At 64.5% G+C, this 12,749-nt stretch carries 4 protein-coding genes; all 4 read left to right on the top strand.

Going from position 1 to position 12,749, the window contains the following annotated elements; all coding sequences use genetic code 11:
- Nucleotides 1-610: 610 nt before the first annotated feature.
- On the top strand, nucleotides 611-1,429 hold the full coding sequence (hutG, locus tag NKI17_RS24470) for an N-formylglutamate deformylase (protein WP_352457142.1): 819 nt from the start codon (nucleotides 611-613) through the stop codon (nucleotides 1,427-1,429).
- A gap of 32 nt (nucleotides 1,430-1,461) precedes the next feature.
- Entirely contained in the window at nucleotides 1,462-3,132 is a 1,671-nt protein-coding gene (gene hutU, locus NKI17_RS24465; protein ID WP_352906916.1) for a urocanate hydratase, read from the top strand.
- An 8-nt stretch (nucleotides 3,133-3,140) separates the two neighbouring features.
- Nucleotides 3,141-3,728, top strand: a complete 588-nt coding sequence (locus tag NKI17_RS24460) for a HutD/Ves family protein (protein WP_352906915.1) — start codon at nucleotides 3,141-3,143, stop codon at nucleotides 3,726-3,728.
- A gap of 266 nt (nucleotides 3,729-3,994) precedes the next feature.
- Entirely contained in the window at nucleotides 3,995-12,565 is an 8,571-nt protein-coding gene (locus NKI17_RS24455; RefSeq protein WP_352906914.1) for a glycoside hydrolase family 94 protein, read from the top strand.
- Nucleotides 12,566-12,749 lie beyond the last annotated feature (184 nt).

Genomic DNA, 12,749 nt, shown 5'->3' with positions numbered 1-12,749 from the left:
GCGGCGGTGAAGGCTGCGGGTGCGGTGAAACTGCCGGGCGTTGCGTCATGAGGCGGTGTGCCGTGACAGGTCGCGTTCTGTCGCGCCCCCCTCTGTCCTGCCGGACATCTCCCCCTCCAGGGGGGAGATTGGCTGTCGTCTCGGCTTTCGCCAATCTCCAGCGTTGCAGGACTGAGCGAGGCGCCGAAGCTGCCAATCTCCCCCCTGGAGGGGGAGATGTCCGGCAGGACAGAGGGGGGCGCTGTCCCGCCGACGTCCAGCCAGAAACAAAAAACCCGCCTCGAGGGCGGGTCATCGGGCCGAATCAGCACCATACCGAACTTAGTAGCATAGCTGCCGGCACAAAGCAAGAACAAAATGCGTTCCGACCGGCAAAAAGCGAGGTCGGTGTTCACGGACGATTGCAAGGTCGCGTTCTGTCGCGCCCCCCTCTGTCCTGCCGGACATCTCCCCCACTTGGGGGGAGATTGGCAGTTTCACCGACAACGCCTTTTCTTCAGCGTTGGAGATTGGCGAAAGCCGAAGCGACATCCAATCTCCCCCCGCGTGGGGGAGATGTCCGGCAGGACAGAGGGGGGCGCCGTAGAGCTCCAGTGCAAGGAGACTTTTCATGAACGAGCGCGACTGGCTTACCGTCCATGAAGGATCCAAGCCGCTGCTTGTCAGCTTGCCGCATACGGGCACGGATCTGGCTGGCCTGGAAAATCGGTTTGTTTCGCCGTGGCTCGCACGCCGCGACACCGACTGGTGGATCGAGCAACTCTACGATTTTGCGGCTGATCTTGGCGCCAGCGTCATCCGCACGGCGATTTCGCGCACCGTTATCGACGTCAACCGCGATCCGTCCGGCGTTTCGCTCTATCCCGGCCAGACGACGACTGGGCTCTGCCCGACAGAGACCTTTGACGGCGATCAGCTCTACCGCAAGGGTGAAGAGCCGGGACCGTCGGAGATCGACGAACGCCGCGAGAAGTTCTTCGTACCCTATCATGCCGCTCTGCAGGCCGAGATCGACAGGCTGCGCGCTTTGCATGGGAAGGTCGTCGTCTATGACTGCCATTCGATCCGCTCGGTGCTGCCGCGCCTTTTCGAAGGCAAATTGCCGGTCTTCAATCTCGGCACCAATGACGGCAAGAGCGCCGATCCGACGCTGCAAGCGACGGTTGGCCAGATCCTCGCCGAAACCGGCGAGAGCTACGTCGTCAACGGCCGCTTCAAGGGCGGCTGGATCACGCGCCATTTCGGCCAGCCGCAAGCCGGCGTCCACGCGCTGCAGATGGAACTCTCCAACCGCGGCTATATGCGCGAGCCCGAAGGCAAGGGCGAACCGGCTAACTGGCCGGTGCCTTACGAGGCCGAATTCGCGGCGCCGATCCGCGTCACGCTGAAGAAGATCCTGGAAACCGCGATCGCCTGGGCCGAACGCTGACGCGCGGTGCACCTCACTCGAAAGGGACAATCATGACCGATCCTCGCCACAACATCCGTGAAGTGCGCAGCCCGCGCGGCAGCGAGCTCAACGCCCGCGCCTGGCTGACGGAAGCGCCGTTGCGCATGCTGATGAACAATCTCGACCCAGATGTCGCCGAAAACCCCAACGAGTTGGTCGTCTATGGCGGCATCGGCCGGGCGGCGCGCACCTGGAACGATTTCGACCGCATCGTTGCCTCGCTGAAGACGCTTGGCGACGACGAGACGCTGTTGGTGCAATCGGGCAAGCCGGTCGGCGTGTTCCGCACTCATCCTGACGCCCCGCGTGTGCTGATCGCCAACTCGAATCTCGTGCCGCACTGGGCGACATGGGAGAAATTCAACGAGCTCGATAGAAAGGGCCTGATGATGTACGGCCAGATGACGGCCGGCTCGTGGATCTACATCGGCACGCAAGGCATCGTGCAGGGCACCTACGAGACCTTCGTCGAGGCCGGCCGCCAGCATTATGGCGGCAATCTCAGGGGCAAGTGGATCCTGACCGGCGGTCTCGGCGGCATGGGCGGTGCCCAGCCGCTCGCCGCGGTCATGGCCGGCGCCTGCTGCCTGGCCGTCGAATGCGATCCCGACCGCATCGATTTCCGGCTGCGCACCCGCTATGTCGATGAGCGCGCCGACACGCTCGACGAGGCTCTGGAAAAGATCGAGCGCTGGACCAAAGCCGGTGAGGCGAAATCGGTTGGCCTGGTCGGCAACGCCGCCGACATCCTGCCGGAACTGGTGCGGCGCGGCGTGCGCCCTGACATCGTCACCGACCAGACCTCGGCGCATGACCCGCTCAATGGCTATCTGCCCAAGGGCTGGTCGCTGGCCGAGTGGCGCGAGAAGCGCACCAGCGACCCGAAGGCCGTTGAAAGAGCTGCCCGCGCGTCGATGCGCGAGCATGTCGAGGCGATGGTGGCGTTCTGGAATGCCGGCGTGCCGACGCTCGACTACGGCAACAACATCCGCCAGGTGGCGAAGGAGGAGGGGTTCGAGAATGCTTTTGCCTTCCCGGGTTTCGTGCCGGCTTATATCCGTCCGCTGTTTTGCCGCGGCATCGGCCCGTTCCGCTGGGCAGCGCTTTCCGGCGATCCCGAGGATATCTACAAGACCGACGCCAAGGTACGCGAACTGACCCCCGGCAACACCCATCTGCACAACTGGCTCGACATGGCGCGTGAGCGCATCGCCTTCCAGGGCCTGCCGGCGCGCATCTGCTGGGTTGGGCTTGGTGATCGCCACCGGCTCGGCCTCGCCTTCAACGAGATGGTCGCCAGGGGCGAACTGAAGGCGCCGGTGGTCATCGGCCGCGATCACCTCGATTCCGGCTCGGTCGCCTCGCCGAACCGCGAGACGGAGGCGATGAAGGACGGCTCCGATGCCGTCTCCGACTGGCCGTTGCTCAATGCCTTGCTCAACACGGCGTCCGGCGCCACCTGGGTGTCGCTGCACCATGGCGGCGGCGTCGGCATGGGCTTTTCACAGCATGCCGGCATGGTCATCGTCGCCGACGGCACGCCCGAGGCGGCCAAGCGCCTGGAGCGGGTTCTGTGGAACGATCCGGCGACCGGCGTCATGCGCCACGCCGATGCCGGCTATGACATCGCGATCGAGTGCGCCCGGGAGAACCAGCTCAACCTGCCCGGCATTTTGGGCTGAGCCGCGCCTTGCGCATCCTTCGGGCAGCCGAATACCGCTCGATGCCGTGGAAGAACGGCGGCGGGGTGACGACGGAGATTGCCGTCTCGCCGACAGGTGCCGGGCTCGACGATTTCGACTGGCGCGTCTCGATGGCGCTGGTCGAGGGCGGCGGCCCATTTTCCGGATTTGCCGGCGTCGACCGGACCTTGGCGTTGCTGGAAGGCGAGGGCGTGATCCTCGACATCGCCGGCCGGCTACCGGTCGAAATCACCAAGGCTTCCGCACCGCTTGCCTTTCCGGCCGACGTGCCGACGCAAGCCACGCTGATCGCCGGCCCGATCACCGACCTCAACGTCATGACCCGCCGCGCCCGGGCGATCCACACGGTCGAGCGCCTGCTGATTTCGGCTCCGACGGAGATCCAGGCCGAAGCCGATGAAACACTCATCCTGTGCGTCGACGGCGAACTCAGCGTGGCCGGCGCGGCGCCCATGCAACTTGGGCCGCTCGACGCGCTGTTGCTCGGGGCGCAAGCGCCGGAACCGCGCCTGGATCCGGTCCGGCCGGCCATGCTGTTCGTGATCCGCATCGACCGCATTGCCGGCAACGATTAACGTCTGTTTCCAAACATGATCGTGACGCCGGCCAAATATCGCGTAAGCTGGTAGCTGCATCACGAAAAAGCCTGAATCTTCCGCCGATCAGAAGCCGAAACGATGCTCATAGTGCCGCCTGGAAGTTGTCGAAAGACGGCATCTTGTCGTGGCGCGGAAACAAACTTTCGGCCAAGTGTTGCGATGCAACCAATTGCATTTGGACCGGTTTTAGGGACATTGCCGTGGCGGTGACGCCGCACTGCGTCCCCAACACGGAACCTTAGATGAATATCCAGACCAATCTCGCACAGATCGAAAAGACGAGCGCCAGCTTCCCGGCTGTCACCGACGTGCCGATACGCTCCAATTTCCTGCCGGAAGATCGGCTGCGCGCTTTGGGCGCAGCCCTTGCCAATGGCGACGCCAAGGACTTGTTCGGTCTGACGCCTTTCGATTTTCAGGCGCGCATCCGCGACAGCGCCAGGAAAATTCTCGATGTCTACCGTTCCACCAACGCTGCCCAGGCGAGGGGCGAAACGATCACGCCCGCGGCGCAGTGGCTGCTCGACAACAACTACCTGGTCGAGGAGACCATTTTTCAGGTCAAGCGCGACCTGCCGCGCCGCTTCTACCGCCAGTTGCCGACGCTGAAACTGTCGGATGGATCCAGCGTGCCGCGCGCACTGGCGGTCGCGTGGACCTATGTCGCGCATTCCGACAGTTCCGTCTCGTCGGCCATGTTCAAGGCGATTGTCGAAGGCTTCCAGTCCATCGAGCCGCTGAAGATTGGCGAATTATGGGCGCTGCCATCGCTGCTGCGCTTCGTCCTGATCGAGAACCTTCGCCGGATCGCGGTCCGCGTCAATCGCACGCGGGAACTGCGCCAGATCGCCAACGAGGTCGCCGATCGTGTGCTGGCGACGGACGACAGCGCCGACCGGCAGGCGATACTTTCCCACTACAGCGCCCATGCGCAGGACACCACCTTCGCCACCCAGTTGCTCTACCGGCTGCGTGACGGCTCGCAAAATGCCGGCAGGGCGCTGGAATGGCTGGAGGGCGAGCTGGAAAGGACCGGCTCCGACGCCGAGGAGATCATCCTCAGCGAGCACCACACGCTGTCCAGCGGCAACGTGACCACCGGCAACATCATCCGCGGCCTGCGCCTGATCAACGACATCGACTGGACGGTGTGGTTCGAGGGCGTCAGCCGCATCGACACCTTGCTGCGCGAACGCACCGATTTCGCCGCGCTCGATTTCTTTTCGCGCGACCAATACCGGACTGCGATCGAGGAGCTGGCGCGCCGTTCCGATCTCTCCGAATTTCGCGTTGCCGAAAGGGCGATCGAGCTCGCCGGCCATGCTGCCGATGCACCGGGCTCCGAAAGCGGTCCGATCGCTCACACCGACGTCGGCTTCTTTCTGGTCGGCCCGCGCCGGCAGGAGCTCGAGCGGTCGATCGGCTACCGGCCGACCATCGGCAAGACGCTCAACCGGACCTTCCGCAAGACCGGATGGCTGGGCATCGTCGTGCCGGTGTTTGCGCTGACGGTCCTGCTTCTGGTCGTTTCCGGCAATGCGCTTGCCAATCTCGGCCTGTCGGTGCCGTCGATCGTCCTGATGCTGGCCCTGTTCGCGGTGCCGGCCAGCGAAGGCGCGCTCGCATTCTTCAACACCGTCGTCTCGCTGTTTTTGAAGCCGACGCGTCTCATCGGCTATGATTTCAGGCACGGTGTGCCGCCCGAGGCGCGCACGCTGGTGGTGGTGCCGTCGCTGATCGGCTCGCGCGACGATGTCGAGGAGAACATCCGCAATATCGAGGTGCATCACCTCGCCAACACGGCGGGCGAAGTCTATTTCGCGCTGCTTTCCGACTGGCCGGACTCGAAGACCGAGATCGATACGGCGGATGTCGAAATCCTCGAATTCGCCCGCGCCGAAATCGCCAGGCTGAACGCCCGCTATCCCTCGGAAGGGGCGCCGCGCTTTTATCTGCTGCATCGGCGCCGGCTCTACAACGCATCGCAAGGCGTCTGGATGGGCTGGGAGCGCAAGCGCGGCAAGCTGCACGAATTGAACCTTCTGCTGCGCGGGGACAGCGACACCACCTTCCTGCCGTTGGAAGTGCCATTGCCGGAGAGCGTCGTCCACGTGATGACGCTGGACGCCGACACCCGTACCACCCGCGACGCCGTCGCTGCGCTGGCCGGCAAGCTTTGCCACCCGCTCAACCGTCCGCATTTCGATGTCGCACGGCGCGAGGTTACGGCAGGTTATTCCATCCTGCAGCCGCGTATCACCGCGTCGCTGACCAGTGGCGACGAGGCATCGTTCTTTCAGCGTGTCTTTTCCGCCAATCGCGGGCTCGATCCGTACGTCTTTGCCGTGTCGGATCTCTACCAGGACATCTTCGGCGACGGTTCCTTCACCGGCAAGGGTCTCTACCATGTCGACGCCTTCGAGGCGGCGCTGAAGGGCCGCATCGAGGAAAACACCATCCTCAGCCATGATCTGCTCGAAGGCGCCCTGGCGCGCTCGGCCTTGGTCACCGACGTCGAACTGGTCGAGGACTATCCGACCCGCTATTCGGTCGACGCGTCGCGCCACCATCGCTGGGCACGCGGCGACTGGCAGCTTCTGGGCTTCATTCTTGGCCCACGCTCAAACGTGCCGGCGCTGTCGCGCTGGAAGATGGTGGACAATCTGCGCCGCTCGGTGACGCCGATCTTCTGGGTGATGGCCGCGATCGCCGGCTGGACGCTGCTGCCCTTCACGCAGGCCGCCCAATGGCAGGCGCTGCTGATCCTCACGCTGTTCATGGCGCCCACTTTCGACATCGTCGACGCCATCCTGCCGAAGAGCGGCGACCAGACGCCGCGGGGCCATTTCTCGGCACTGGCACGCGACGTTGCCTTCGGCACTGCCCTGGTGGCGCTGAAGATCGTGCTGATGGCGCATCTTGCCTGGATGATGGGCGACGCGATCATCCGCACGCTCTACCGCCTGTTCGTCAGCCGCCAGAACCTGCTCGAATGGCGCACCGCCTCGCAGGCACACAAGGGCGGCGACAACGATCTCGGCTCCTACTACAGCATCATGTACGGCGCGGTGATCATAGGCGTCGTCGGCCTCGCCGTCCCGGTGCTGGCCGATTCCACCGGCGCCTTCGTCGCCTTCTTCTTTGCCTTGTTCTGGATCGGCTCGCCCGCCATCGCCTGCTGGATCAGCCGTTCGGCCGAAACCGAGGACCGCCTGCGCATATCGGCCGCCGACATCCACGCGCTGCGCACCGTGGCGCGGCGTACATGGCACTATTTCGAGACCTTCGTGACGGCCGAGCATCACCATCTGCCGCCGGATAATTTCCAGGAAAGCCCGGCCCCCGTGGTGGCGCCCCGCACCTCGCCGACCAATATCGGCGTCTACCTGCTGTCGGTGATTTCGGCACGCGATTTCGGCTGGATCAGCCTCTCCGACGCCGTCAACCGCATCGACGCGACCATGTCGACCATCGAGAGCATGCCGCGCGATCGCGGCCATCTCTTCAACTGGTATGACACGACGACCCTGAAGCCGCTCTACCCGCTGTACATTTCGGCGGTCGACAGCGGCAATCTCGCCGGCCATCTGGTGGCCGTGGCCGCTGCCTGCGCCGAATGGGCCGAAGCGCCGTCGGTGCATGTGCAGGGCGACTTCGAAGGCATCCTCGACACCGTCACCATCCTCGACGAAAGCCTTGAGGAACTGCCCGACGACCGGCGTCAATTGCGGCCCTTGCGCCAGCGGCTCGCCGACCGTCTCGACGGCATGCGGCGGGCGGTCGAATTGATCAAGGCGCAGCCGGAGATGGCGTCGATCCGTACCATCAACCTGGCCGTCCTGGCCGGCGAGATACGCAAGCTCGCGACAGCCATCCACACCGAGGCCGCGTCGACCCAGAGCGACACCATCGCCGATTGGGCGGCCAGGCTCGAAGCCACCTGCGAGGCGCATGTGCACGACGCGCACAGCGACGAAAACGCCGTCGCGGCATTGCGGGCCAAGCTTCTGACGTTGCGCGAGCGCACGCGCCGTTTCGCCTTCGAGATGGATTTCTCGTTCCTGATGCGGCCCGAACGCAAGCTCCTGTCGATCGGTTACCGGGTCGAGGAGCATCAGCTCGACGAAAGCTGCTACGATCTTTTGGCCTCCGAGGCGCGGCTGACCAGCCTGTTCGCCATCGCCAAGGGCGATTTGCCGACCGAGCACTGGTTTCGGCTCGGCCGGCCGATCGTCGAGATCGGCTTCCAGGGCGCACTGATGTCCTGGTCCGGCTCGATGTTCGAATATCTGATGCCGCCGTTAGTGATGAAGGAGCCGCAAGGCAGCATTCTCAACCAGACCAGCAAGCTCATCATCAAGCGCCAGATCCAGTATGGCCGTTCGAAGAACGTTCCCTGGGGGATTTCGGAAGCGGCCTACAACGCCCGCGACCGCGAGCTAACCTATCAGTACACCAATTTCGGCGTGCCCGGGCTCGGCCTGAAGCGCGGCCTTGGCCAAAACACGGTGATCGCGCCTTACGCGACCGTGCTGGCAGCGCAGTTCACGCCGCATGAATCCGTCCAGAACCTGGCCAAGCTCAGGCGGCTGGGCGCACTGGGCCGGCACGGTTTTTACGACGCGGTGGATTTCACGCCGCAACGCGTTCCCGAGGGCACCGACCACGCCGTCGTGCTCAACTACATGGCCCACCACTCCGGCATGTCGATTGCCGCAGTTGCCGATGCGATCTTCGAAGGGCGCCTGCGCGACCGCTTCCACAGCGATCCGGTGATCGAGTCGGCCGAATTGCTGCTGCAGGAAAGGGCGCCGCGCGACATCCCGACTGCGACCGTCAGGACCGAGGCCGACGAGCGCTCGAAGGACGAGACCGAGCTGGAAAGCCCGGATACCCGCATCGTGCTCGATCCGCTCAGGGCGCTCCGCTCGACCAGTGTCATGTCCAATGGCCGCTATTCGGTCATGGTGACCGCCACCGGCTCCGGGTACAGCCGCTGGGGCGAACTTGCGGTCACGCGCTGGCAGCCGGATCCGACCGAGGACCGCCTTGGTTCCTATATTTTCCTGCGCGACGCCAGCAACGGCGACTGGTGGTCGGCCACCGCCGAGCCGAAGCGCGCCGCCGGCGAGCGTGCGCAGACGCTGTTCTCCGACGACAAGGCGAGCTTCGTCAAATCGATTGGATCGCTGCGTTCGGAAGTCGAGTGCATCGTCATCTCGGAAGGCAATGGTGAGGGCCGACGGGTGACGCTCCACAATGATGGCCCCGCCGACCGGCATATCGAAGTAACCTCGTTTGCCGAACTGGTGCTGGGCTCCGAGCCCTCGGATAATGCCCATCCGGCTTTTTCGAAGATGTTCGTGGAAACCGAGATCGCGCCGAACAACGGCGCGATCTTCGCCACCAGGGGCAAGCGCGAAAAGGACGAACCCGACGTCACCATGGTGCATTTCGTCACCGACCCGTCTGGATCGGCGCGAGACGCCGAGGCGGAAACCGACAGGCGCGCCTTCATCGGCCGCGGCCGCACCATCACCGAAGCGGCTGCCTTTGATCCCGGCGCCAAGCTTGGCGGCCATTCCGGCTTCACCCTGGATCCGATCGCATCGCTTCGCCGCCAGGTGCGCGTGCCGGCCAACAAGAAGATTTCGCTGACGTTCTGGACCGTCGTCGGTACCCATCGCGCCGAATTGGATGCCGCCATCGCACGGCTCGACCATCCCGAAAGCTTCGCCCGCCAGGCGATGCTCGCCTGGACGCGCTCGCAGGTGCAGACCCGGCACCTTGGCCTCAGCCTGTCCGACGCCGCCAATGTGCAGAAGCTGGCGCGCTATCTGATCTATCCCGATCCGTTCCTGCGCCTTCCGGGCGAATCCATCGTCTCCGGGCTCGGCAGGCAGTCCAGCCTGTGGCCGACCAGCATATCCGGCGATTTTCCGATTTTCCTGGTCAGGATCGCCGATGTCGCCGATCTGGAGATCGTCGCCCAGGCGCTTCGCTTCCAGGAATACATGCGCGCCCGCGGCATGATGATCGATTTTGTCGTCGTCAACGAGCAGGCGTCATCCTACGTGCAGGACCTGCAGCGCGCGGTGGAGACGCTGTGCGAAAACAGCCGGTTGCGCGGCAAGGAGCTCGGACCCCGCCAGCACATCTTCGCGGTGCGCCGCGATCTGATGGAGGAAACGACCTACAGGACCTTGCTCGCCGTCGCTCGGGTGGTGCTGCATACGCGCAACGGCACCATCTTCGACCAGATCGAGCGCGCCGAGGCCGCGGCATTGCAGGCGCGGGACGCCGCCCTCCAGCCGGCAGACCTTGCAGCGCTTCGCGAGCCGTCCTTGCCGGTGCCGACGTCGCAAGCATCTGCCGCCCAGGCACTGATCGAGGGCCGCGTCGACGGCAGCGGGCTCGACCAATGGAACGGTTTCGGCGGCTTCGACGGCGACGGACGCCACTACGTCGTGCGTCTTGCCGGCCGGCGCACGACGCCGCAGCCGTGGATCAACGTCATCTCCAACCCATCGTTCGGATTCCACATGTCGGCTGAAGGCGCTGCCTTCACCTGGAGCCGCAACAGCCGCGACTATCAGTTGACGCCATGGTCGAACGATCCGGTCACCAACCGGCCGGGCGAGGGCATCTATATCTACGATCACGCCAGTGGCAGGGCGTTCTCGCCAATGGCTGCCGTGGTGCGTGACCCGACAATGACCTACGAAACCTGGCACGGGCAGGGTTTTTCGACGTTCCGCTCAAAACGCGGGCCGCTGTCGATGGACCTGACCCATGTCGTCGATCCCGTCGATCCGGTGAAGATATCGCGGCTGCGCATCCAGAATTCGGGTTCGGTGCCGATGCGGCTGCGCGTCTACGCCTATGCGGAATGGGTTCTCGGCGGCCATCGCTCGCGCACCGCGGCAAGCATCGTTCCGTCGAGGGATGCCGCAACCGGCGCATTGCTGGCGCAAAATCCCTATGGGCTCGATTTCGGCGAGCGGATCGCCTTTCTGGCCGCCGACGGTGCTGTGCATTCGGTCACGGCCGACCGCGGCGAGTTCATCGGCAGGCAAGGCACGAGCGAGTTTCCGCATGCCGTGCTGAGCGGCGCCGGCCTGTCCGGCCGTGTCGAGGCCGGCGACGATCCCTGCGCGGCCATCGCACGCGACATCGACATCGCTGCCGGCGGCGACGTCACGTTGCTCTGGCTGCTCGGCGACGCGGCCTCGCCCGAGAAGGCCAGCGCGCTGGTGCAGACCCATCGCTCAAGGGATTTCGATCAGCGGCTGGCCGACAACGAGCGCACATGGCGCGGCTTTCTCGACACAATCCAGGTCGAGACACCGGACAAGGCACTCGACGCCATGGTCAATCACTGGCTGCCCTATCAGAGCCTGGCCTGCCGCATCCGTGCCCGCTCTGCGTTCTATCAGGCGAGCGGTGCCTTCGGCTTCCGCGATCAGTTGCAGGATACCTTGGCTTTGCTGGCGCATGACCCCAAGCTGGCGCGTGATCAGATACTCAATGCGGCGCGGCGGCAATTCCCCGAAGGCGACGTGCAGCATTGGTGGCTGCCGCGCACCGAGGCCGGCGTCCGCACCATGATCTCGGACGACGTCGTCTGGCTGGCCCACGCCACGGCCCGCTACCTGCTGGTGACCGGCGACACCGCGATCCTGAAGGAGCAACTGCCCTTCATCGAAGGGCAGGCGCTGGGCGAAGGCGAGCACGATGCTTTCTTCATCCCGGAAATCTCGAAGAAGACAGCCTCGCTCTACGACCATTGCGCGCGGGCGCTCGATCTTGCCGTCAAGCGCAGCAGCCCAGCCGGGCTGCCGCTGATCCTCGGCGGCGACTGGAACGACGGCATGAACCGCGTCGGCGAGCACGGCAAGGGCGAGAGCGTCTGGCTGGGCTGGTTCCTGCTGAAGACGCTGGGCGACTTTGCCGCTGTCGCCAAGGCGGAGCGCGATGCCAAGCGCGTGCAGGCCTGGACGAAGCACGCCGAGGTGCTGAAGCGGGCGCTGGAAAGCACCGCCTGGGATGGCGAGTGGTATCGGCGCGGCAGCTTCGACGACGGCACGCCGCTCGGCTCGCGCAAGTCGGACGAGTGCAAGATCGACTCGATCGCCCAGTCCTGGAGCGTGCTTTCGGGCGAGGGCGACCCGGCGCGGTCGACCACGGCGATGGCGCAGGCGATGAAAGCGCTCGTCGACGACGACCTCAACATCGTCAAACTGTTCACCCCGCCCTTCTCGAAGACGGAAAAGGACCCGGGCTACATCAAGAGCTATCCGCCAGGGGTCCGTGAAAACGGCGGCCAATACACGCACGCGGCAACATGGTTCGTCATTGCGCTCGCCGAGATGGGTCGCACCGACGATGCCTACCGTTGCCTTTCAATGCTCAATCCGGTCAACCATGCGCTCGATGAAGCCGCGGCAGAGCGCTACCGGGTGGAACCTTACGTCGTCGCGGCCGACGTTTATTCCGGGCAAGACAAGGGCGGCCGCGGCGGCTGGACCTGGTATACCGGGTCGGCGGGCTGGCTTTATCGCGCCGCGGTCGAGAGCATTCTCGGCATAGAGCGCCGCGGACAGCGCCTCCAGTTCACGCCGAGACTTCCTAGCCATTGGGGCGGCTATTCGGCAACTCTGAAGATGCTGGGCGCCGAGATCAAAGTACGCGTCGTCCGCGACAAAAAGGCCCGGGCCATCTCACTTGAAGTGAATGGCACGAAGACCAAATCTTCGTCCTTCGAGCCAAAAGCCGGAGATAGTGCCGAGGTGGTCGTCAGAATACCGGCCTAGATTCAAGGGCTTGGCGCGTCGCTTAGCGTTCCCAGGGCACGCACGAGCGCTCCAAGTGCCTCTACCGGTTATATTTGCGGTTGACCTTGCTGAATGCCTGCACACGACTTTAGACGTCGTGCCCAGGGTCTTGCTGATTAAAATTGTGGCAGTGCTTTCCAGCTGCCATGATTTTGCCGCAACG

This window comes from Mesorhizobium sp. M0816 (assembly GCF_040320005.1).
Lineage (GTDB): Bacteria > Pseudomonadota > Alphaproteobacteria > Rhizobiales > Rhizobiaceae > Mesorhizobium.
Note: the sequence above shows the minus strand (reverse complement) of the source record. Positions and strands in the feature narration are given on the sequence as shown.

What these genes read in the sequence shown, in the direction of transcription:
- hutU (WP_352906916.1), top strand. Translation starts at nt 1,462, where the DNA reads ATGACCGATCCTCGCCACAACATCCGTGAAGTGCGCAGCCCGCGCGGC.
- hutG (WP_352457142.1), top strand. Translation starts at nt 611, where the DNA reads ATGAACGAGCGCGACTGGCTTACCGTCCATGAAGGATCCAAGCCGCTG.
- NKI17_RS24455 (WP_352906914.1), top strand. Translation starts at nt 3,995, where the DNA reads ATGAATATCCAGACCAATCTCGCACAGATCGAAAAGACGAGCGCCAGC.